23 protein-coding genes are annotated in these 22200 nt (G+C 66.3%); 7 read left to right on the top strand and 16 right to left on the bottom strand.

Going from position 1 to position 22200, the window contains the following annotated elements; genetic code table 11:
- Positions 1-265: 265 nt before the first annotated feature.
- Entirely contained in the window at positions 266-1048 is a 783-nt protein-coding gene (locus ACMGDH_RS14900; RefSeq protein WP_436828756.1) for a metallophosphoesterase family protein, read from the bottom strand.
- Positions 1049-1160: 112 nt separating this feature from the next.
- Positions 1161-1382 (bottom strand): hypothetical protein, encoded by a 222-nt coding sequence (locus ACMGDH_RS14895; protein WP_436828755.1) that lies wholly within the window; start codon positions 1380-1382, stop codon positions 1161-1163.
- Between the two features lie 441 nt (positions 1383-1823).
- On the opposite strand from ACMGDH_RS14895, the gene ACMGDH_RS14890 reads away from it, so the two are divergent.
- Positions 1824-2762, top strand: a complete 939-nt coding sequence (locus tag ACMGDH_RS14890) for a M48 family metalloprotease (RefSeq protein WP_436828754.1) — start codon at positions 1824-1826, stop codon at positions 2760-2762.
- A gap of 16 nt (positions 2763-2778) precedes the next feature.
- Here the strand turns inward: ACMGDH_RS14890 and wecB are convergent, their stop codons facing one another.
- On the bottom strand, positions 2779-3903 hold the full coding sequence (wecB, locus tag ACMGDH_RS14885; RefSeq protein WP_436828902.1) for a non-hydrolyzing UDP-N-acetylglucosamine 2-epimerase: 1125 nt from the start codon (positions 3901-3903) through the stop codon (positions 2779-2781).
- Positions 3904-4037: 134 nt separating this feature from the next.
- On the opposite strand from wecB, the gene galU reads away from it, so the two are divergent.
- Positions 4038-4901 (top strand): UTP--glucose-1-phosphate uridylyltransferase GalU, encoded by an 864-nt coding sequence (gene galU, locus ACMGDH_RS14880; protein ID WP_436828753.1) that lies wholly within the window; start codon positions 4038-4040, stop codon positions 4899-4901.
- 9 nt (positions 4902-4910) lie between these two features.
- Here the strand turns inward: galU and ACMGDH_RS14875 are convergent, their stop codons facing one another.
- A complete protein-coding gene (locus tag ACMGDH_RS14875) occupies positions 4911-5921 on the bottom strand; it encodes an NAD-dependent epimerase/dehydratase family protein (protein WP_436828752.1) in 1011 nt (336 codons plus the stop codon).
- Between the two features lie 143 nt (positions 5922-6064).
- On the opposite strand from ACMGDH_RS14875, the gene ACMGDH_RS14870 reads away from it, so the two are divergent.
- Positions 6065-6226, top strand: coding sequence for a hypothetical protein (locus ACMGDH_RS14870; RefSeq protein WP_436828751.1), 162 nt, complete (start codon positions 6065-6067; stop codon positions 6224-6226).
- Between the two features lies 1 nt (position 6227).
- Here the strand turns inward: ACMGDH_RS14870 and ACMGDH_RS14865 are convergent, their stop codons facing one another.
- From ACMGDH_RS14865 to ACMGDH_RS14830, 8 genes are all read right to left on the bottom strand, one after another.
- The gene (locus ACMGDH_RS14865) at positions 6228-6992 is read right to left on the bottom strand and encodes a HesA/MoeB/ThiF family protein (protein WP_436828750.1); all 765 of its coding nucleotides are present in this window, start codon (positions 6990-6992) and stop codon (positions 6228-6230) included.
- The gene (locus ACMGDH_RS14860; protein WP_436828749.1) at positions 6989-7366 is read right to left on the bottom strand and encodes a hypothetical protein; all 378 of its coding nucleotides are present in this window, start codon (positions 7364-7366) and stop codon (positions 6989-6991) included. The genes ACMGDH_RS14865 and ACMGDH_RS14860 overlap by 4 nt, the downstream gene beginning before the upstream one ends.
- Positions 7363-7809, bottom strand: a complete 447-nt coding sequence (gene dut, locus ACMGDH_RS14855) for a dUTP diphosphatase (protein WP_436828748.1) — start codon at positions 7807-7809, stop codon at positions 7363-7365. Before dut ends, ACMGDH_RS14860 begins: the two co-directional genes overlap by 4 nt.
- Complete coding sequence (locus tag ACMGDH_RS14850; RefSeq protein ID WP_436828747.1) at positions 7809-8606, bottom strand: alpha/beta hydrolase family protein; 798 nt, start codon at positions 8604-8606, stop codon at positions 7809-7811. The genes dut and ACMGDH_RS14850 overlap by 1 nt, the downstream gene beginning before the upstream one ends.
- Before the next feature lie 44 nt (positions 8607-8650).
- Positions 8651-9823 (bottom strand): bifunctional phosphopantothenoylcysteine decarboxylase/phosphopantothenate--cysteine ligase CoaBC, encoded by a 1173-nt coding sequence (gene coaBC, locus ACMGDH_RS14845; RefSeq protein ID WP_436828746.1) that lies wholly within the window; start codon positions 9821-9823, stop codon positions 8651-8653.
- Complete coding sequence (locus tag ACMGDH_RS14840; RefSeq protein ID WP_436828745.1) at positions 9820-10851, bottom strand: hypothetical protein; 1032 nt, start codon at positions 10849-10851, stop codon at positions 9820-9822. Before ACMGDH_RS14840 ends, coaBC begins: the two co-directional genes overlap by 4 nt.
- Before the next feature lie 116 nt (positions 10852-10967).
- A complete protein-coding gene (gene ubiB, locus ACMGDH_RS14835) occupies positions 10968-12500 on the bottom strand; it encodes a 2-polyprenylphenol 6-hydroxylase (protein ID WP_436828744.1) in 1533 nt (510 codons plus the stop codon).
- A gap of 118 nt (positions 12501-12618) precedes the next feature.
- A complete protein-coding gene (locus tag ACMGDH_RS14830; protein ID WP_436828743.1) occupies positions 12619-13350 on the bottom strand; it encodes a class I SAM-dependent methyltransferase in 732 nt (243 codons plus the stop codon).
- 316 nt (positions 13351-13666) lie between these two features.
- Here ACMGDH_RS14830 and mutM point away from each other — a divergent pair, with 316 nt between their 5' ends.
- From mutM to dnaA, 3 genes are all read left to right on the top strand, one after another.
- On the top strand, positions 13667-14476 hold the full coding sequence (gene mutM / locus ACMGDH_RS14825; RefSeq protein WP_436828742.1) for a bifunctional DNA-formamidopyrimidine glycosylase/DNA-(apurinic or apyrimidinic site) lyase: 810 nt from the start codon (positions 13667-13669) through the stop codon (positions 14474-14476).
- 218 nt (positions 14477-14694) lie between these two features.
- On the top strand, positions 14695-14958 hold the full coding sequence (gene rpsT / locus ACMGDH_RS14820) for a 30S ribosomal protein S20 (RefSeq protein ID WP_436828741.1): 264 nt from the start codon (positions 14695-14697) through the stop codon (positions 14956-14958).
- Between the two features lie 406 nt (positions 14959-15364).
- Positions 15365-16756, top strand: coding sequence for a chromosomal replication initiator protein DnaA (gene dnaA / locus ACMGDH_RS14815; protein ID WP_436828740.1), 1392 nt, complete (start codon positions 15365-15367; stop codon positions 16754-16756).
- Positions 16757-16847: 91 nt separating this feature from the next.
- On the opposite strand, the gene ACMGDH_RS14810 is transcribed toward dnaA, so the two are convergent.
- From ACMGDH_RS14810 to secB, 4 genes are all read right to left on the bottom strand, one after another.
- A complete protein-coding gene (locus tag ACMGDH_RS14810; RefSeq protein WP_436828739.1) occupies positions 16848-17885 on the bottom strand; it encodes a CAP domain-containing protein in 1038 nt (345 codons plus the stop codon).
- A gap of 215 nt (positions 17886-18100) precedes the next feature.
- A complete protein-coding gene (trpS, locus tag ACMGDH_RS14805; protein WP_436828738.1) occupies positions 18101-19099 on the bottom strand; it encodes a tryptophan--tRNA ligase in 999 nt (332 codons plus the stop codon).
- A gap of 136 nt (positions 19100-19235) precedes the next feature.
- Positions 19236-20807, bottom strand: coding sequence for a murein biosynthesis integral membrane protein MurJ (murJ, locus tag ACMGDH_RS14800; RefSeq protein WP_436828737.1), 1572 nt, complete (start codon positions 20805-20807; stop codon positions 19236-19238).
- A 79-nt stretch (positions 20808-20886) separates the two neighbouring features.
- Positions 20887-21396, bottom strand: coding sequence for a protein-export chaperone SecB (secB, locus tag ACMGDH_RS14795; protein WP_436828736.1), 510 nt, complete (start codon positions 21394-21396; stop codon positions 20887-20889).
- A 159-nt stretch (positions 21397-21555) separates the two neighbouring features.
- Between secB and ACMGDH_RS14790 the strand changes: the two genes are divergently transcribed.
- Complete coding sequence (locus tag ACMGDH_RS14790) at positions 21556-22200, top strand: Tim44/TimA family putative adaptor protein (RefSeq protein WP_436828735.1); 645 nt, start codon at positions 21556-21558, stop codon at positions 22198-22200.

Raw genomic sequence — 22200 nt, 5'->3', positions numbered from 1 at the left:
GATAGCCAGCTTGAATCCGGTCGTGCTGATCCGTGCGCCAGGCGCCGGCCACGACCAAAGCGTTGCCGCTTTCGGAACCCCGATCAGCAAGGGGGAAGTGCCGCTAGCATTTGGTCCACCCGAGTTGAAGCAAGCGTTTCCCAGGCGAAGGCCCAGGCCGGCCGGTATCGTCATGGTCTCGAGAGCACCCCGCGTTTCGTTGAGGGGCATTGCAACTGGAGCCCGGCCTTCGCCGGGGAGCCGCTCAAATCAAATGAATCCGATTCTAAGCGGCTGAGCGGCTCTCGTCGCTCGTGTCGAGTACCCACCGCATGCCTCCCTCGAAGCCCATCGCCGTGAGGTTGCCGCTCGCATAGGCGCCGGTGTCGAGGCCGATCCGATGCGGCTTCAGCTCCACTTCCTCGGCGACGGTGTGGCCGTGCACGATCACCTTCTCGAGCGTCCCGCGATGATCGAGGAATTCGGATCGGATCCATCGCAGGTCACTCGTCCGCTGCTCGGCGAGGGGCTGCTCGGGACGAATCCCGGCGTGGACGAACGCATAATCGCCGATGACGATCAGGTCCTCGAAGCGGTTGAGGAACGCGACATGCTCCGCAGGAACGCGGCGCAGCAAAAGCTCCAGCAGGGTGGGGTAATCGCAGTCGCGATATTCCTGTTCCGAGACGCCGTAGCTCAGGATCGTCTCGCGGCCGCCGATGCGGCAGAAGAAGGCGAGGGACTTGAGATCGCCGCTCAGCGCCTTGAGGAACACTTCTTCGTGGTTCCCCAGAAGGAAGCGGCAATTGTGGTCGCTGTGGTCGAGTTCGATCGCGCGGGCGATCACCTGTGCAGATTGTGGGCCGCGATCGATGAGATCGCCGAGCAGGATGATCTCGGTTTGGGCGGGGCCTCGCGCCCCGTCGTCACGATCGATCTTCGCAAGCAGGCTATCAAAGAGATCGAGCCGTCCGTGAATGTCGCCGATTGCATAGACTCTCTTCCCGGGAGGGGTCGAGGTTTGGAGGCGACGGGAAGCGGCGCGAGTTCGAAGAAAGCGCGCGATCATGTCCAGAGAAATCCAAAACGCAGGGTTGGCACGCGATTACCTGTTCTCAACCCAAAACAAAAGTGGCGGCCCTTCCGGGCCGCCACTCGTAACTTCGGAAACCGAACAGCTACTAGGGGCTGTCGGGATCGTCGTCGTTGTCGGCCAGAACGACCGCGCCACCAATGATCGCGACCGTGGCGAGCACGCCAATGATCACGGCCGGTGCCAGCTCGCTATCCTTCTCGCTGGCGGTCGCAGCGCGCGACAGCGACAGCATGGAGGCCGGGGCCGCAACGACCGGGGTCGCCGCCATGGTGACGACGGCAGCTGCCGTCAGAAGCTTTGACAACATTCTTCTACTCCCTCTTCAAGCTCCGGTGCTCTCGTCCGATGGTCCTATGACACAGGAGCCCCCGTACAGCAACACCTCAAAACTCAAGCCACGACAAGAAAATTCTGCCGTTGCCTGAACGCAACACCGGGTTCGGTTGAGCCCCGAACTTCTCTGCTCACAATCACGACCCGTGCTGCGAGCGCTCGGTGTCTATAGCGCGGCGCACCATTTGAGCCAAGTGGGTTAAGGAAACATGTTCAGATCGCTCCAGTTGCGCATAGAAGGGCGTCGTTCTGCCGGAGAGTGAAGGAAAACGCAGGAATGGGCACTTTGCCGAGAAGCTGGAAGGAATCGGGTCGTTCGCTTGCGCGGATGGTTGGCGCGGCGGTCGCCAGCGCGATTCTTTTCGCAGCCGCACCAGAATCAGCGGCGCAGTCCGGCGCGAGCGAATCATCCAAGTTGCTGGAGTCGGTTCGCGAAGCGGATGTCAGGCTGGCGCGGATCGGCTGGCGGCTCGCGGCAGCCAATGCCGCGCTTTGCGACAGGCTCGAGCCGGGGACCGGCCTTCAGCTCCACACGCTCGATCAGTTCGATTCTGCCAATCGGTCGGATGCCGAGAAGCATTTCGGCTTCGCCACCGGCGTGGCGATAGAGGGCGTGGTTCCTGGAAGTCCCGCCGAACGGGCGGGACTTAGGCCCGACGATTCCCTGGTCCGCATAGGCCCGGTGCGGATCGATGCCATCGAAGGCAAGCCGGGAACCACGCAGCGCCTGGTCAACACACAACTGGCGATTGCTGCGCTGCCGCTCGACACGCCTATCGAAGTGGAAGCCATCCGCGGCGGTCAACCGATCAGCGTCGCGATCCAGCCAATCCCGATATGCAAGTCTCGGTTCGAGCTGCGGTTGGCCGATGATTTCAACGCCTCGGCGGACGGAACGATGGTCCAGATCAGTTCGCGCTTTCTGGAGGACTATTCGGAGGAGGAGCTTGCGGCCGCGGTAGCGCATGAATTCTCGCACAATATTCTCCACCATCGCGATCGGCTGGAGGCTCGCGGTGTGGACTGGGGCTTGCTGTCGGGCTTCGGCGCCAACGTCAAATACTTCCGCCAGACGGAGGTCCAGGCGGATTTGCTCTCGGTCTATCTGCTCGCGAATGCCGGCTATTCGCCGCGCGCTTCGATCGCCTTCTGGCGCAGGTTCGGGCCGAGCAATGCCGGCGGAATCTTCCGCAGCCGCTCGCATCCGCACTGGCGCGACCGTATCGCCACGCTCGAGGCGGAGATCGCGCGGCTCGAAACCATGTCGGTCCGCCCCATGGTTCCGGCGCTGATCGCCGAGCGCGATCAGCCTTTGAGCGGGGACTGGCAGTCCATCCTCGTGCGGAGCCGCTGATCCACCCGAGCATTCCTCAGTGGTCGAAGCTCTTCGCGATGATCGCGGCTATCCGTGGTGCCGCCGCGCCGTCCCCGAACGGATTGTGCGCCCGTGCCATGGCGGAATAGGCCGGGGGCTCGTCCAAGAGCGTGGAGACTTCGGAAACGATCCGGTCGGGATCGGTGCCCACTAACCTGGCGGTGCCCGCGGCGACGCCTTCCGGGCGCTCGGTGGTTTCGCGCATCACCAGTACGGGCTTGCCCAGGGCGGGAGCTTCTTCCTGCACGCCGCCTGAGTCGGTGAGGACGATGTCGGCCATGCCAAGCGCGCGGATGAAATGCGGGTAGTCCAGCGGCTCGACCAGCGCGATCTCGGTCCGCCCACTGAGCATTTTTCTCATGACCGAATCCACGTTCGGGTTGGGATGCACCGGAAAGAGGATTGCCGTGTCGCCGCGATCGGCAATGCGGCGGATCGCCTCGGCAATGTTCGCCATTCCGTCGCCGAAATTCTCGCGCCGATGTGTGGTGACCAGCAACAGCCGTTTGCCCGTGAAACGTGCCGCAACCGGGTCCAGACCCGCCGCGAGCGCCGGATCGGCCTCGATCCGCGCGCGCGTGGCGTGCAGTGCGTCGATCACGGTGTTGCCGGTTATATGGATCGCCGCCGGATCGACATTCTCGCGGCGCAGCGTCTCCGCGGCAGCGGTTGTAGGTGCGAAATGCTGATCGGCGATCTGTGTGACGATGCGGCGGTTTACTTCCTCGGGCCAGGGCTGATGGATGTCGCCGGAGCGGAGGCCGGCTTCCACATGGCTCGCCGGGATCCTGCGATAATGCGCAGCGAGTGCGCCCGCCATCGCTGTGGCAGTGTCGCCCTGCACGATCACGCGGTCCGGTTCCTCGGCGTCGAGCACTTCGCCCAGCCCGATCATGAGCCGCGCCGTGAGTGCGTCGAGCGACTGGCCCGGGATCATCAGATCAAGGTCGACCTGGGGCGTGATACCGGCAATCGCTAGCACCTGATCGAGCAGGCCGCGATGCTGCGCGGTGACGCAGCTGCGCACGTCCAGCCCCCGCTGCTCCTTCAGCGCCCGTATCACCGGGAACAGCTTGATCGCTTCCGGGCGGGTTCCGAAGATGACGAGGATCTTGCCCAGCGTGGTGCTCCGTCGGCCCGGGGAAGGCTTGGGACAGCTTCTGCGTTTGTGGCGTGCGGGTCTAGCTTGATCGTCGCGGCGCCACCGGGCATGGCGGCCCACAACAGGACGCGCGAGGCGCAGGAGAGAGACGAATGATCAAGCCGCTTCGCAAGGCAGTTTTCCCGGTTGGTGGCCTTGGCACGCGTTTCCTTCCCGCGACCAAGGCGATGCCCAAGGAGATGCTGCCGATCGTCGATCGCCCGCTGATCCAATATGCCGTCGAGGAAGCGATGGAAGCGGGGATCGAGCAGATGATCTTCGTCACCGGTCGCGGCAAGAGCGCGATCGAAGATCATTTCGACATCGCTTTCGAGCTCGAGGCGACGATGAGCGGGCGCGGCAAATCGCTCGACATCCTGGATGCGACCCGGCTCAAGCCAGGCGCGGTCGCCTATGTCCGCCAGCAGGAGCCGATGGGCCTCGGCCACGCCGTATGGTGCGCGCGCGACATCGTCGGCGATGAGCCGTTCGCGGTTCTGCTTGCCGACGATTTCATGCTCGGGAAACCCGGCTGTCTCAAGCAGATGGTGGAGGCCTATAACAAGGTAGGCGGCAACCTGATCTGCGCCGAGGAGGTGCCCGAAGATCAGACGCATCGCTACGGCATCATCACGCCGGGCGCGCGCGAAGGGGCTCTCACCGAAGTGAAGGGGCTGGTCGAGAAGCCCGCCCCGGGTACTGCGCCGTCCAACCTCTCGGTGATCGGCCGCTACATTCTTCAGCCCGAAGTGATGCGCGTGCTCGAAGGGCAAGAGACGGGCGCGGGCGGCGAGATTCAGCTCACTGACGCGATGGCGCGGATGATCGGCGACCAGCCCTTCCACGGCCTGACCTTCCAGGGCACCCGGTACGATTGCGGCGACAAGGCGGGCTTCATCCAGGCCAATATCGCCGTCGCACTCTCGCGTACGGACATCGGTCAGGCGGTGCGGGAGTTCATCGCGCGCAGCGTGTGAGGCCGGGGCTCAGACGCGGTAGTGCTTGCGGTACCAGTCGACGAAGCGGGGCACGCCTTCGCTGGGCGGGGTCGACGGCACATAGCCGGTCAGGCGCTGCAACAGATCCGATGACGCCTCGGTCGCAACCAGATCGCCTTCCTGCAGCGGCAGGAAGGTCTTGGCCGCCTTTCGGTCGAGTGCCTTCTCGAGCTCTGCGATATAGTCCATCAGCTCGGTCGATCGGCCGCCGCCGATGTTGACGATGCGGTGCGGGCTGACAGGGGACAGGCTGTCGCCTTGCGCGGTATCACTGCCGGGGATTTTGTCGGCGAGCAGCAGAATGGCTTCGACGAGGTCGTCGACATAAGTGAAGTCGCGCTTCATCCGGCCATCGTTGTAGACCTCGATCGGCTCGCCCGCGAGGATCGCGCGGGTGAATTTGAACAGCGCCATGTCAGGCCGTCCCCACGGGCCATAGACCGTGAAGAAGCGGAAGAAGGTCATCGGGATGCCGAACAAATGGCTGTAGCTGTGGCCCATCAGCTCGGTCGCGCCCTTGGTGGCGGCATAGAAGCTCAGCGGCGTTTGGGTGCGCTGAGTCTCGGTGAAGGGCATTTCGGTGTTCGCGCCATAGACCGAGCTCGTCGACGCGATCAGCAGATGCTCGACCGGATGGTGCCGCGCGAGCTCGAGCAGGTTGAACGTGCCGACGATGTTCGCGCCCACATAGCTGCGCGGTTCTTCCACGCTGTAGCGGACGCCAGCCTGGGCGGCGAGATGGATGACACGATCGGGGCGGAATGCGCGCCAGACGGCACCGAAGGCGTCGGCGTCCTCGATCGAGAGTCGGGCCAGCTCGAAACTGGGATAGGCCTCCAGGACGGCGTTCCGGGCCTCCTTGAGCGCGACGTCGTAATAGGAAGTGAAGGCGTCGAGGCCCAGCACGGTCGCGCCTTGTTCGAGCAGCCGGCGGCACGTGTGGAATCCCACGAAACCGGCCGAACCGGTCACCAATACGCGTTTTCCGGTACCGTTCATCTGTTCCGCCTGCTTCGCGACTTCCGCATCTGGACCGCGCTACCAGCCCTTGCGGGGCAATGTGTCAACTGGTCCATTCCGACTCCCGTGATCGTCTCGGATGGTTTAACGGGCAAGTAACTGAGAAAAGAGGGGAGACGGCCATGAAGGAGCTGTCGAACGAAACGCCTGCTCCGCGGGCGCTTGCCCAGATCGAGGAGCGCGCGGAAGCGCCGGCTGTCGGGCAAGAGAACCGTGAGAGCCAATCCGAAGTATATTCCTTCGACGGCTGGGGCCTCGTCCCGCTCGATCTTCACCCGCACTGAATCAGGCTCGGGCGCTGCAAGCGGGGCAGCCAGGGTCCTTCGGCAGCTTGAGCGTGCGGAACCGGAGCGCCAGCGCGTCCACCAGCAGCAGCTTGCCGGCGCTGTCCTCACCGAAGGGCACGCAGGCGCGGATCGCTTCGAGCGCGGCGAGGCTGCCCATCACTCCGGTGAGCGCCCCGAGGACGCCCTGCTCAGCACAGGTCATCTCCGGCCGCTCGGGATCGGTGCCCACGAAGCAACGGTAGCAGGGCTTGTCGGCTTCCCAGCCGCGGAACACGCCGAGCTGGCCCTCGAACTCCGCCACGGCCGCGGACACGAGCGGGATGCACAGGCGCAGCGCGGCATCGGCCACCGCCAGTCGTGTCGCGAAATTGTCCGAGCCGTCGAGGATGACCTGGGGCGCCAAGTCCGGGAGCAGCGCTTCTATATCGTCTGCGCTGATGCGTTTCCGGATGCTTTCGAAGCACACGCCGGGATTGAGGCGCTGCACTGCCTCCGCCGCGGCGACCACCTTGGGTATGCCTATCTGTCCGGTGGCGTAGAGCGTCTGGCGCTGGAGGTTCGATAGCGCCACTTCGTCGTCGTCGATCGCAGTGATCCGGCCGACGCCCGCTGCGGCGAGATACTGGATTGCCGGCGATCCGATGCCGCCGGCACCGATCAGCACGGCATGAGCGCCGCGCAAGCGCATCTGCCCCGCACCGCCGATCTCGCGCAGCACGATATGGCGGGCGTAGCGCTCCAGCTCCTCGTCAGTGAGGCTCATTGGCGCCAGGTGAAGCTGAGATTGGTGCGATACCAGCGGGATTCGCTCGAGGTGCGCGGCAAAAGATTGTTGCGTGCGAACCCGGCCGCGAGTGCGGCGCCATATTGCTCGATGGTGGGGCAGTCGATCGCGCGCGGCACGACGGTGCGGATACCGCCGCTCTCGTCGACCAGGATCGCGATCTCCACTCGCAGCGTCAGCACGCCCGCGCGTGGTTCAGGGGCGGGGCATTTGCGCTCCCGCACCTCGCGCCCGACGAAGGCATGCATGTCGGGGGTGATGATCGGTGGCGTGCGATAGGGAAGGGGCGGCAGCGCGTCCCAGTCGATCGCGCCCGTCTGGAGGGCGGCAGCGATGGCGAACGCTGCGATCATGTACCGGTCGAGCCGAAACCCCCGCTGCCCCGTTGGGTGTCGTCGAGCGATTCCACTTCCACGAGCGCCGCATGCTGCACGGGGGCAGGCACGAGTTGCGCTATCCGGTCGCCGCGCGCGATGGCGAAGGGCATGTCGCCCAGGTTGGCCAGAATCACCTTCACTTCGCCGCGATAGTCGCTGTCGATCGTCCCGGGCGTGTTGAGGCAGGTGATGCCGTGCTTGAGCGCGAGGCCCGAGCGCGGGCGGACCTGCACTTCGAACCCTTCCGGTATGGCCATCGCAAAGCCGGTCGCGACTGCGTGGCGAGCGCCTGGCGCCAGGGTCAGCTCCTCGGCCGCGACGACATCCATGCCGGCGGCACCTGCGGTCGCATAGCTGGGTAGCGGGAGCCCTTCGCCGTGCGCGAGACGGCGGAGCGCAATCCGTATCGGAGGGAGCATCAAATCTTCCCTTGCAACGCCGCGGCTAGACGTTCTGTGGCGGCGAGCACCTCGGGATCATCGAGAAGCCCGTGGCCTTTGCCCGGAACGATCCGATAGTCGGTAGCGACACCGCGAAGCGCAAGGGCTTCGGCATAGGCGCGCGAGAATTTGACTGGAGTCACGGCGTCGTCGGCGCCGACGACCACGGCCGCCCGCAGCGTAGGCGCGATGCCGCCCGCAGTCTTGAGCGGATCGAGGCCCGCGGACGTCGCCGCCGAAATCATGTTTGATCCCTGCCCCTTCATGTGGGCGCGCCATTCGGGGAGCGCACACGGGCAGGATACCAACACGATCCCGTCGACGAGCTGCGGCTGGACCCCTGCCAGATTGGCGGCGAGCGCGGCGGCGCCTGAATCTCCGACGATTACGATCCGCGCCTTGGGATACCGCGCGCGCAGCGACACGATCGACTCGCCTGCTGCGGCGACGACGCGGGTGCCATAGCCGTCCGCAGCCGGATCGAGCCCGTCGATCGGCGGCAGCGCGACGGCGGCGCTGGTGGGAATCGCACGGGCGGCGGCAGCGGCGAAGCTCCGGTTGTGCGCGGGCGTGTCCAAGGTATTTGCCTCTGCGAGCACGACGATGACCGTCTCGACTCTGGTTCCGCGCGCAGGTCCGTAGACATCGCCGTCAACTTTGGCGGTCTGCGGGCCTGGGGAGCCGGTGGCGCAGGCGGCCAGCAGGAGCGGGAGCGCGATCGACGCCGGACCTCGGCGGCACGCCTTTGCTGCCGGAAGGGTGGGAGTAGAGGTCATTGCAAACCGCAAGCAGAAGAAATCCCAAATTGGAAGCCCCGGCACTATAGCGCGCCAGCGATCCGCTCGGCCAGCCGGGCCGCCACTTCGCCCTTGGGCAGCCGTTCCCAGCTTTCGACGCCCTGGGCAGTGACGAGGTGGATGGCGTTGCTCCCGCCCCCCATAACATCCCCCGAAACGTCGTTCGCTACAATCCAGTCTGCGCCCTTGCGATTCCTTTTTGCGGTGGCGTGCTCGATCACCTTCTCGGTTTCGGCCGCAAAGCCCACCACCAGGGTCGGCCGATCCGGCCGGGCCGCGACGCGCGCGAGGATGTCGGGGTTCTCCGACAGGCGCAGCACAGGAGGCGAATCGCCCTTTTTGATCTTCTGTCCAGCAGCTTCCGCGCGCCAATCGCCGACCGCTGCGACCATCACCGCCGCATCGGCAGGAAGCGCTGCATCGACCGCATCGGCCATCTCGCGCGCAGTTTCGACGTCGATCCGCGTCACGCCCGCAGGCGTGGGCAGCGCTACCGGCCCGGATACCAACGTCACCCGGGCGCCGAGCCGCACAAGCGCCTCGGCAATCGCATAGCCCTGACGGCCCGACGAACGATTGGCGATGTAGCGCACCGGATCGATTGGCTCGTGCGTGGGACCGGCAGTGACGAGGATGTGCTTGCCCGCGAGGCTCGGACCGGTGGGCGCGAGCGCACGCTGGATCGCGGCGAGGATCGCCTCGGGCTCGGGAAGGCGGCCGGGGCCGTATTCGCCGCAGGCCATCGGCCCTTCATCGGGATCGAGGACGGTGACGCCGTCCGCGCGAAGCTGCGCGACGTTGCGCCGCGTCGCCGCATGCTGCCACATCCGTACGTTCATCGCCGGCGCGGCGAGCACCGGTTTGTCGGTCGCGAGCAGGAGTGTGGTCGCCAGATCGTCCGCCATTCCGGCCGCCATCTTGGCCAGCAGATCCGCGGTGGCAGGCGCGACGACGATCAGATCGGCCTGACGGCTGAGCTGGATGTGACCCATCTCGGCCTCGTCCTTCAGATCCCACAGCGTCGTATAGACCTGGTTCTCGGAGAGGGCCGCGAGCGTCATCGCAGTGACGAAATGCTGCCCCCCTTCGGTAAGCACACATGTCACTTCGATCCCGGCCTTGCGGCACAGGCGAACGAGCTCGCATGCCTTGTACGCGGCGATGCCGCCCCCGACGATCAGCAGGATGCGCTTCATCGCGACACTATCTGGACGCGCAGGCGCCGCCTGTCGAGGGCTGCGGCCAGCAGGTCGCGAAGCGCGTCGGGCACGAAAACCAGCCCGACGAGGAAGGCCGGGGCGATCATCAGCGCCCAATAGAAAGTATCGGTGCGCGCGAAGACGCCGAGCAGGACCGCAAAGGCCGCGAACAGCAAAACGGTGCGGGTCGCCAGCGGATCGCGCCACGCAGTCCAGCCGAACAGCGCGAGGCCCACGAGAATCGCCTCGAACCAGCCGGGCAGGATCATCAGCGCGGTAGACGCAGCGATCGCCCTGACGAAGAAACCCAGTCCCAGCAGCCCGGACCAGCCCGGCGACACCGTATCCAGCGAGGTGACGACCTTGCCGACGGCCGCCGCGTGGAAGCCGAGCACGATCCCAAATAGTGCGAGCGCGAGCACCCAGCCGAACGCTTCGCGACGCGCGCCGTCACGCCAGGCGAGCACGGCCATCAAAAGCAGGTAGATCGCCGCGGTTTCGCGCACCAGCGCGGCGATGAGCCCGATCGCGACGGCATCGATCCAGCGCGTCGTCCGCCGCAGGGCCAGCGAAAGCGCCACCAGCAGCCCGGCCCATATCTCGTGGAAGGGCCAGAGCGCGCTCTGGACGAACACCGCCATCCCGCCCGCCAGAAAGAGGAGCGCCGCAACGCGCGCCGGCCATCCGCGGAGCACTTCGATCAGCCGCACCGACCAGGCGAGCGCCGTGATCGCGGCAAGCAAATAGAGGCAGATGGGAATCGCGATCGGGGGGATGTGCGCCTGCACCATCGCAAGCGTGGGCAGGCGGAAGGTGATGAACGGCCGCAGCGGATAATTGCCCTGGCGCAATTTCTCCGCGGTGACGCTGTAATATTCGCCGCCATGGCGCACCGAGGCGACGATCGATTCATAGAGCAGCACGTCACGCTGCTCCTCGCTGCTCGCGCTGGTTGCCGGCTGCGCGGTCGACAGCGGGCTGCTCCACAAGGCGCTGAGCGAGGTGAGGAGGAGCAGCGCCAGCAAGGCGAGGACGAGCCGCGCACGACTGCGCGGAAGTCCGGCATAGCGGCTGGGCTGTGCAAGCCAGTGGAACGCTCGCCTGCCGGCCGCGGCCGACGCGTGCTGCCTGCGCGGCCGCTTCACACGACCACCAGCACCGCGGCCGCGCCGACCGCCGCGGCGAGCACCGCGACCAGCGCATAGCGCCAGCCGCCGCCGACGCGCACGACTTCGATCTCGCGAAGCGGGGGGGCAGGGGGGGCGCCGCCGGGGGCGGGGTAGCGCAGCTCGATGTTGCGGATGAGCTGGGGAAGGCGGGCGAGGGTGCGCAGATCGGTGATGATCCGGTCGGCGACCGCGGCCTCCGGGCCGAGCTCGGTGCGGATCCATTCGCGGACGAACGGCGCCGAAGTCTCCCAGAGATTGATGTCGGGATCGAGCCCGCGGGCGACGCCCTCGACCATCACCATCGTCTTCTGGAGAAGGAGGAGATGGGGTTGGGTCTGCATGTCGAAGTCGCGGGTGATGTTGAACAGCCCGTCGAGCATCGCGCCGACCGACATGTCCTTGACCGGAAGCCCGCGCATCGGCTCGCCCACCGCGCGCAGCGCAGTCGCGAACTCGTCGACATTGTGGTGCGGGGGAACATAGCCCGCCTCGAAGTGGATCTCGGCGACGCGCTTGTAGTTGCCGGTGATCAGTCCGTAGAGAATCTCGGCGAGCCATACGCGCGCGCGCCGATCGATCCGGCCCATGATGCCGAAGTCGATCGCGGCGATACGGCCGTCGGGGAGTGCGAAGAGGTTCCCCTGGTGCATGTCGGCGTGGAAGAAGCCTTCCGCTATCGCCTGGCGCAGGAAGGCGCGGATCAGCTTGCCGGCAAGCGCGGTGGTGTCGTGACCGGCGGCGATCAGCGCGGTGCGGTCCGAGAGCTTGATGCCGTCGAGCCATTCGAGCGTCAGCACCTTGCCCGTGGTGCGCTGCCAATCGATTGTGGGCACGTAGAAATCGGGCTCGGCGGTCATGCCTTCGGCGAGCTCGGAGGCCGAGGCGCCTTCGCGGCGTAAGTCGAGCTCGCGTGCGGTCCAGCGTTTGAAGGTCTCGATCACCAGGCGAGGCCTCAGGCGTGCAACTTCCCCGCCGAAGCTCTCGACCTGGGCGGCCGCCCATTCATAGGTGTCGATTGCCCTGGCGAACTCGCCTTCGATCCCGGGGCGCAGGACCTTGACCGCGACGCTGCGGCCATCGGTGGTGATTGCGCGATGTACCTGGGCGATCGAGGCGGCGCCGACCGGAGCTTCCTCGATCTCTGCGAAAAGCGCGTCGAGCGGACGATCGAAGCTGGCCTCGATCCGCTGGCGGATCACCCCGAAGGGGAGGGGGGGAAGCGCGTCCTGCAGGCGTAGCAGATCATGCGCGGCGGCGTCCCCCACCAGATCGGGGCGTGTCGCGAGCGTCTGCCCGAGCTTGATCGCGGCGGGGCCGATTGCCTGAAAGGCATCGGCGTAGCGGGGCACTTCCGGCACGCGTGCGCCGAAACGGGCGACGCGGGCGAGCCGCCGAACAGGCCTGGGCGTGTTGGGATCCCGCTCGATCCCGCGCAGCGCGCCGTGACGCGCGAGGATGCGGCCCCATTTGAGCAGGCGCCAGAGATGGATGGCGGGGGCGGTCATGCGGAGCAGCCGTCATCCCGGCGAAAGCCGGGATCTCGTGCCGCAAGCTGCTCGCTCCACTTCATGAGATCCCGGCTTTCGCCGGGATGACGGAAATCGCTCAAACGCGGCACCGGACTCAAATCTTCCAGCCGCTGTGGATCGCGACGAGGCCGCCGAGCAGAGGCTCGACTTTGGTCTGAGTGAAGCCGGTCTCGCGGATCATCGCTTCGAATCGCGGCATGTCCGGGAAGCGGCGGATCGATTCGATCAGGTAGCGATAGCTTTCGGCATCGCCCGCGAGCAGCTTGCCGAGCCGCGGCACGAGATGGTGCGAATAGGCGTCATAGGCCTGGCCGAAGCCCGGCCACTGCGTCGTCGAGAATTCGAGAACGAAGAAGCGCCCGCCGCGCTTGAGTACGCGGTGCGCTTCGCGGAGCGCCGCGGGGATGTCGGTGACGTTCCGGATGCCGAAGGCGATCGTATAGGCGTCGAAGAACTTGTCGGGAAACTGGAGCGTCTCGGCGTTGGCCTCGGTCCACACCATCCCGTCTATCCCGCGCTGCGCGGCGCGCTCCATGCCCACCGCGAGCATCTCGGGATTAATGTCGGCGACGGTGATCGCCGCGCCCGAGGGCGCCATGCGGAAGGCGATGTCGCCGGTGCCGCCGGCCATATCGAGGATATGCTCGCCCTCGCGCGGCTTCACGCGGCGAACGAACAGGTCCTTCCAAAGCCGGTGCAGGCCGCCCGACATGGCGTCGTTCATAAGATCGTAGCGCGAGGCGACATTGGAGAAGACCGCGCGGACGCGGCGGGTCTTCTCTTCGGGGGCGACGTCTTCGTAGCCGAAGGAGACAGTGTCGGGCATGGGGGGTGCTCTAGGGTCCAGACCCATAAACCGCAATGGCCGGGACCGAGCGGATTTTGGCGCATGGGTAGGAGCGAGGAGGGAGCGATGCCGAAGCATCGTGACCGACGAGCGACGCCCTCCATGCGCCAAAATCCGCCCGCCACTTCGTGGTTGCCCTGTCGCGCCCGCCGGCTGCGTCGCGGCACTTGCGCGTAGCGCCGCTACGCGCTGCGCACCGCTCCCTGCCGGACGAACACGACAGGGCAATCACGACCGTTGCCGCTTATGGGTCTGGACCCTAGCGGGGGCGGCGGACGGCGGCTAGTGGGTTGGCATGCCCGAGCTCCCCGAAGTCGAGACCACCGTCCGCGGACTGACTCCCGTGCTGGCGGGGCAGGAGATCATGCGCGTGACGCTGCGCCGTTCCGATCTGCGGCGGCCGTTTCCCGACGATCTGGGCCAGCGGCTGACCGGTGCGCGCGTGACTGCGCTGGGGCGGCGCGCCAAATACGGGCTCATCGACACCGATCGGGGCGATACGCTGGTCTTCCATCTCGGCATGTCGGGGCGGTGGCGAATCGATCCGGCGGAGCTTGAGAAGCACGATCATTTCGTGATCGAGACCGCGGCGCACCGCCTAGCGCTCAACGACACGCGGCGCTTCGGCTCGCTCGACCTGGTGCCGACGGCGGCGCTGGAGCAATGGCCGCCCTTCGTCGCGCTCGGCCCCGAGCCGCTGGGACCCGATTTCACGGCAGCCCATCTTGCAAGGATGTTCGAGGGGCGGACCGCACCGGTGAAAGCGCTGCTGCTCGACCAGCGAATCGTGGCGGGTCTGGGCAACATCTATGTGTGCGAGGCCCTTCACCAGGCCGGGATCGCGCCGTCGCGCGTGGCCGGCACGATCGCGAAGCAGCGACTCGGCAGGCTTGTCGATGCGATTCGCCAGGTGCTGGGGGCAGCGATCGTGGCGGGCGGATCGACGCTGCGCGACTATGCCCAGCCCAGCGGCGAGCTCGGCTATTTCGCCAGCCAATGGCGCGCCTATGGCCGCGAAGGCGAGGACTGCGTATGTGGCGGGACGCTCCGGCGGTCGGTCGATGCCGGTCGCTCGACTTTCTGGTGCCCGAAATGTCAGCGGTAGAGCTTCCAGCTTCGCTGGATCGGAACCGGCCCGCTCCCCCATCCGACCACCCAGAGGATACTGGCGTGGGTGGCCGGGTGGGGAGCGGGCCGGTGCCGGCTTTGCTGAAACTAACTCTAGCGGTTGACCCGAATCACCTCGGGCGTTAAGGGGCCCGTCTTTCCGGGCGTGGGCTAATACCCGCGCCTTCCCAATTTCGAGCAGGAACGAGACACGGCATGGCGAATACGCCGCAGGCGAAGAAGCGTATCCGGCGGAACAACCGCCGCGCGGAGATCAACGGTGCGCGCGTGAGCCGCATCCGCACCTTCATCAAGAAGGTCGAGTCGGCGCTCGATTCGGGCGACAAGGCTGCTGCTGCCGCCGCGCTGAACGAAGCGCAGCCCGAGCTGGCGCGCGGCGTCGCAAAGGGCGTGCTTCACAAGAATACCGCTTCGCGCAAGTTCTCGCGTCTCAACAAGCGCGTCCAAGCACTCGCGTAATAGTCACATTTTCGTAACGATCACCCCGTCGGAGCCTCTCCGGCGGGGTTTTTCGCGTGTGCACAAAGCAACTTGGACTGCACAGTTCAGCAGGTTCGGGTAAGTGGCGGGAATCCCGCGATTCGCATCCCGTCGAAGCCGAGTCATCGGCATAAGTTATTGATTTTAAAGTATCGAAATTGAAAATCCACGGTTTTCCGCGGGTTGTGCCGAGTCAACAAAACTATTTCAGTTTCTTTGCACGTCGGCCACTTGATCGACTCGATTTTGCGTCCCTAAAACGTCTCTCCCGGTCGCGTTTCATACCGGGCGTTTAAGCTCAATGCGCCTGCCCGCGGGGGGCAGATCCGGCAGCGGCGAGCCTTTGTTCGAATCGGATTTACGCGCGGGAAGGCTGCTTCCCGCGATGGAGAGGTGCGTCGTCGTGACTCAGGTGCAGGCCGTAGAGCGGAGCGAGATGGAGGCGGTCAGCAAAGCCTGGAATCATGTTCGCGGTAATCTGCGCCGGTCTGCCGGGCAGCGGCTGTTCGATCAGTGGCTGAAGCCGGTCGAGCTGATTCGCGGATCGACCGCCGAAGCGATTCGGCTGGGCCTGCCGTCGGCCTTCATGACCCAATGGGTGAAGAGCCATTATTCGGAGCGGCTGCTGCTCGAGTTCCGCAGCGTGCTCCCCGAAGTGGCGAGCGTGACGATCGAGACGCTGGCGGAGGAGCCGCAGCGCGTGCTGAGGGCCGAGCCGGTCGCGGCGCCTGTCGCCGAGCGGCCGGCGGCGGAACGCCCGGTCTTCGACGCGCGCTTTACCTTCGAGCGCTTCGTGACCGACACGACCAACCGAGTCGCGTTCAACGCCGCGAAGGCGATCGCGCAGCCGGGCGTGCCGCAGTTCAGCCCGCTCTACCTCCACGCCGGGACGGGCCAGGGCAAGACGCACCTGATGCACGCGATCGGCCAGGCGTTCCTCGCGGCGAATCCGAATGCGACAGCGATCTATGTGACTGCCGAGCGCTTCATGTTCGAGTTCGTCCAGGCGCTGCGCAACAGGGACACCCACGCGTTCAAGACGCGGCTGCGCTCGGTCGACCTGCTGATGATCGATGACCTGCAGTTCATCGGCGGCAAGGACGCGACGCAGGAAGAATTCTTCCACACGGTCAACGAGTTCATGGCCTCGGGCAAGCGGCTGGTGGTCGCCGCCGATCGCGCGCCGCAGTCGCTCGAGGGCTTCGAGCCGCGGCTCGCGGGCCGGCTCGGCTCGGGGCTGGTCGCCGACATCAAGCCCGCCGACCTCGACCTGCGTCGCCGCATCGTCGTGCGCAAGCTCGAGGACATGCCCGCGGTCGCGATGCCGGATGAAGTCATCGACCTGCTGGCGGCGCGGATCACCTCGAACGTTCGCGAGCTGGAAGGCGCGCTCAACCGGCTGGTGGCCTATGCCAATCTGTCGAATGAGCCGATCACGATCGACTTCGCCGTCGCGACTCTCGGAGAGGTGCTGCGCAGTGCCCAGCGCCGGATCACGATCGACGAGATCCAGCGCGCGGTCTCGACCCATTTCGAAGTCAAGCAGATCGACCTGATCTCCGAACGGCGCGCGGTGGCGATCGCACGGCCGCGCCAGATCGCCATGTATCTGGCCAAGCGGCTGACGACGCGCTCGCTTCCCGAGATCGGCCGCAAGTTCGGCAACCGCGATCATTCGACCGTGATCCACGCGGTGCGCCGGATCGAGGAGCTTCGCGGCAAGGATATAGAGATCGACGGAGCCGTCCGCGCGCTGATGCGCACGCTGGAGGGCTGAGGACGACAAGCTTCCCACCCATGTGGTGGGCGGGGTGGAGGAGCCGAGAGCGGGGCAACGCCAAGGTCACGCCTCCACCCCGATGGCCTCCTCAGGGCACGATCCGGAACCAATAGCTGTAATCGGTCGAGACGCCGCCGACGCTCACGCGCGCGATGCTGACGTCGTAGATCGTGTTCGCCTGCAGTCCGGTGACGAAGAACTGCAGGTTGTTGGGCAGGCCATAGCCTTCGTTGTCATGGGCAACGCGCGAGACCGTGAGCGTGCCGCCGCCGCGCTGGCGCACAGTGACCGCTGCGTTGGCGAAGCTGACGTTCTGGTTAGCCCAGCGGTTCGAAGGATTGGCGACCACGCCGAACGAAAGCAGCGCGCGGGTATCGAAGAGCCGCGCCGGATAATCCTCGAACGGATAGGCGACATAGGCGGGTAGGGCGCCGCTCGGCCCCGCGGGGCCGGCGGTATCGAACACCTTGATCACGGCAGCGTCGGTGCGGGTGTAAGTGTCATGCCCCCCCGCCACCCGGCCATAGGCCACGGAGCCGAGGAACGGATCGAGCAGCCACCGGCGATGCCCGACATTCTCGGCGGTGAGATTGTCGATCTCGGTGAGCCAGCCTGCGAAGACCTCCTCGTCGCTGAGCAGCCGGAGGCCGGATCCGAGCCCGCCGTAGAGGTTGCTCGCACCGGCGGCAGCGGCACCCGCGGCGGTGTAGCAGCGCCAGCTGGTGGGCGGAGTGTGGCTGAGCTGGGCGTTCGCGGCCATCATCAGTGCCGCCTGTTGCGCGCCCGGCTCGTCGGCGCTCGAATAGGCGACCGGGGGCAAGCGGTGCAGCGCGCGGATCGCGTTGAGCGTCTGGAGCGTGCGGGCAGTGATCTGCGCCGACAGCTGTCCGGGCTGGCACGCCGCGACATCCGGCTGGGCCGCATACATCGCCGCGACCTGCTGGAAGAAATCGCCGCTGCCCGGGGCAGGCGCGGGGAAGGGGACCGGCGCAGGCGCGGGGGCCGGTGCCGGCGTGGGGGCGCCAGTGGTGGGCGGCGGCGTGTTCACCGTCCCGCTCCCGCCGCCTCCGTCGCACGCGACCAGAGCCAGCAACGGGAGCATCGTCAGGGCGGCTAGTTTACGCATCGCGATACCTCGACTGGGGAAGCGCATCACGCTGCCCGGCCTCGGGGGTAACGCCGCGCACAGTGCAGCGTTTCCGTGGAAGCCCCCGTTTGCGGGAGAGTGGCACTCAAAATCGTCCCCCGCCAGTGGGAGGTGTCGCAAGACGACGGATGGGGGCGGAGGCGCGACGAGAGTTGGCCGCCGCCCTTCCTCTGGCGAGAGACGATTGAGAGAAGCTAGACCTGCAGCCCCACTGCCTGCTGCGCAGCTTTGAGAGTGGGTGCCGCGAGCGCGTTGGCGCGTTCGGCTCCGCGGGCGAGCGCTGCGCCGACCGCGGCGCGATCGTCGAGCAGCTTCACCAGCCGTTCGCGCACGGGGCCGAGCACCGAGACGGCCAGATCGGCGAGCGCCGGCTTGAATGCGCCGAAGCCCTTCCCTGCGAATTCATCGACCACCGATTGCGGCGTGCGATCGGCGAGCGCAGCGAAGATCGTCACGAGATTCTTCGCCTCGAGCCGCTCCGCGAGCGCGTCGAACGATTCGGGCAGGGGTTCGGGATCGGTCTTCGCCTTTCGCAGCTTCTGGGCGATCGTGTCGTCGTCGTCGATCAGGTTGATCCGCGACATGTCCGAAGGATCGGACTTGGACATCTTCGCGCTGCCGTCGCGCAGGCTCATGATCCGCGGTGCTTCCTTGCTGATCATCGGCTCGGGCAGCGTGAACAGCTCGACACCGAAATCGGTGTTGAACTTTGCCGCGATGTCGCGGGTGAGCTCCAGGTGCTGCTTCTGGTCCTCGCCCACCGGCACGTGCGTGGTCTGGTAGAGCAGGATGTCGGCCGCCTGGAGCACGGGATAGGTGAACAGGCCCACCGCGGCGCCCTCGCGGTTCTTGCCGGCCTTGTCCTTCCACTGGGTCATGCGATTGAGCCAGCCCATCCGCGCAGTGCCCTGGAGGATCCAGCACAGCTCGGCATGTGCGGGGACACGCGCCTGGTTGAACAGCACCGAGCGCTCATCGATCCCGGCGGCCATCAGCGTGGCGGCCATTTCGATGGTGGAGTTGGTGAGCTCGGCGGGGGTAATGTTGCCGGTCAGCGCATGGAGGTCGGCGAGGAAGAACAGGCACTCCCCCGGCTGCTGCGTCTCCTGCATCGCCCCCCACTGCTTGATCGCGCCGAGATAGTTGCCGAGGTGCAGGTTGCCGGTGGTCTGGATGCCCGAAAGGACACGCATCGTCGTTCACTCCACGCGCCCGGGTTGACCGTTCGGCCGTTGGACGGGCCGCGGGTCCTGGACGGCGGGAGCGCTGCCGCACGATGATGTCGAGGACAGGCGCGGCACTAGCGGGTGCTGCCGCGGATGAACAGCCTCAGCGGACGGCGCGGCGGCGGATGAGCGCCTTGAGATCGGAGAGCAGGAACGCGCGGGTGACGAAGCACGCGACGCCATAGATCGCCACGCCCGCGCCGACGAGCACCACGAGCGCCGCATAGCGCTGCCAGATCAGCCCGTTGAGCCAGGGATCGAGCAGCCGATCAAAGCCGAAGATCGCCGCGCCCATCAGCACCGCGGCGAGCGCGAGCCGGGGGAGACGGCGCTTGAGCTGCGCGTCGGCGACGAAATGGCCGCGCTGCGCGAGTGCGCGGTAGAGCATCCACACATTGACGGTCGAGGACAGCGCCGTCGCCAGCGGCGGGCCGATATGGCCGATGAGCGGAATCAGCGCTAGGTTCGCGGCGATATTCACCACGACCGATATCGTCGCGAACCGCACCGGAGTCCGCGTGTCCTGTCGCGCGTAGAAGCCCGGGGTCAGGACCTTCACGAGCACATAGGCGGGCAGGCCGATCGAAAAGCCCGCGAGCGCCCACGCGCATTTGACCGTGTCGTCGGCAGTGAATTCGCCATATTGGAAGAGGCCGCGGACGATCGGCTCGGCTGCGACGATCAGCGCCACCATCGCGGGGATGGTGAGGAACAGCGCCAGCTCCATGCCGCGGTTCTGCGTCTCCATTGCCTGCGCTTCCTCTCCCGCGCCGAGCAGGCGCGAGAGGGTGGGGAGCAGGATCGTGCCCAGCCCGATGCCGATCATGCCGAGTGGGAGCTGGTTCAGCCGATCGGCATAATAGATGTACGAGATCGAGCCCTCGGCGAGCAGATAGCCCGAGAGCGCAGTGGAGATGACGAGATTGAGCTGCACCGCGCCGGCACCGAGCGCCGCCGGCAGGATCAGCTTCATCAGCCGCCGAACTTCAGGATCGAGCCTGGGCAGGCGCGGGCGCAGCGACACGCCGGCGCGGCGGCAGGCGGCCCAAAGCCAGGCGAGCTGGAGCAGCCCGCCCAAGGGAACCGCGATCGCCTGCGCACGCGCAGTTTCCTCGGGCGTGCCGTGGAAGGCGAAAAGCGCCGTCACCATCGCGATGTTGAGCAGGATCGGCGCGGCGGCATTGACCCAGAATTTGTCGAGCGAGTTGAGAATCCCGCCGAGCAGCGAGGCGAGGCAGATCAGCATCAGATAGGGGATGGTGATCCGCGAAAGCTCGACCGCGAAGGCGAACTGCTCGACCGTCGGCTGCTGCTCGTGGAAACCGCCGGAGAGCAGCCACGTCAGCGGCCACACGGCGACGAGCATCACCACCGTCATGACGAGCAGGAAGGCGAAGAGCACCGCCAGCGCGCGCTCGGCGAAATCGAGCGCGGGCGCGCGCTCGCCGCCGCTTTCGGCGAGCTTGCGGTTGAACATCGGGATGAACGCCGACGAGAATGCGCCTTCGGCGAAGAAGGCGCGGAACATGTTGGGCAGGCGGAAGGCGACGAGGAAGGCGTCGGACGCGAAATTGGCGCCCACGTAACGCGCCTGGAGCGAGTCGCGCACCAGCGCGAGCACGCGGCTCGCCAGTGTCAGGCCACCGATCGAACCGAGGCTGCGGACGAGCTTCATCGCGGCGTCAGCATCTCATCGAGTGGGGTAAAGGGGGAGAAGCGGCCATGGTGCGCGCTTGCTCCCCCCGGATCCGATGTCAGGCTTCGCCCGCGGGCTGGCCGTCGGCCAGGCTCTGCTGCTGCGCGCGCTGCGCCATGTAGATGCCGCCGAAATCGATCGGCTCGAGCATCAGCGGCGGGAAGCCGCCGTCACGGACCGCGTCGGCGAGCACACGGCGCGCAAAGGGGAAGAGAATGCGCGGCGCTTCGCCGAGCAGGAAAGCGTCGAGCTGGTCGGCCGGGATGTTGCGCAGCCCGAACAGGCCGGCGTAGCTGAGGTCGACGAGGAACGCGGTCTGGCTCTCCGCCTGCGCCTTCACTTCGATCTTCAGCACCACCTCATAGACGTCCTCGCCCACCTGGCCCGAGCCGATGTTGAACTGAACGTCGATCGCCGGTGCGACCTGCGACTGGTAGATCGCAGGCGCGTTGGGGTTCTCGAAGGACAGGTCCTTCACATATTGCGAGATCACCCCTGCGGCCGGCGCAGTGTCCGCGCCGTTGCTCGCGGGTTCGCCGAATTCGGCAGGGGTGTCGTTCTCAGCCATCGAAGATTCCTCGTTCATCGGAAAGTTTCGCGCGTCTGGCGCGTTGGTTCGAGTGCGCGCCTAGCAGGGGCGTCGCAGCAGTTCAATCGGCGGCGGTGGCGGCGATTTGAAACCGGCGGCACTAAGGCCTATGTAAGAGTGCAAAGCTCTGGAGGCTCAGTGTTCTACGTTATCCTGTTTGCGATGATCGCCGGTTTCCTGGCTCTCCGACTCTATTCGGTGCTCGGGAAGCGCACGGGCCATGAGCAGCCGCTTCCCAAGCCGGCGGAAGAGCGCGTTGCGCCCGCGCCGCTGCCGCGCACGATCGACGTCAAGCCCGAGGTTCGCGAAACCGGCGGCCGCACGATCGAGGCGGGCGCAGAGAACGGGCTGCGCGCCGTGGTCTCCGCCGATTCGAGCTTCGACGTCGCCCAGTTCCTGGAAGGCGCCAAGGCGGCCTATCGCATGATCCTCGAAGCCTATTGGAAGGGCGATGAGGAAACGCTCGGCTGGCTTGCCCAGGAGGATGTTCGCAACGCCTTTGGCGAGGCGATCCGCGCCCGCAACGAGGCTGGGCATGTGCTCGACAACCGCCTGATCACGATCGAGCGGGCGATGATCTCCGACGCTGTGGTGGAGGGCAAGACCGCCCGCATCACCGTGCGTTTCGACGCAGACATCGCCGCAGTGACGCGCGATCAGGACGGCAATGTGATCGCGGGCTCGCTGAGCGACGCGGTGGAGACGCACGACGTCTGGACCTTTGCGCGCAACCTGCGCAGCGACGATCCCAACTGGAAGCTGGTCGAAACCGACGAAGCATAA

Source organism: Sphingomonas radicis, from assembly GCF_051400635.1.
Classification (GTDB): Bacteria; Pseudomonadota; Alphaproteobacteria; order Sphingomonadales; family Sphingomonadaceae; genus Sphingomonas.
Note: the sequence above shows the minus strand (reverse complement) of the source record. Positions and strands in the feature narration are given on the sequence as shown.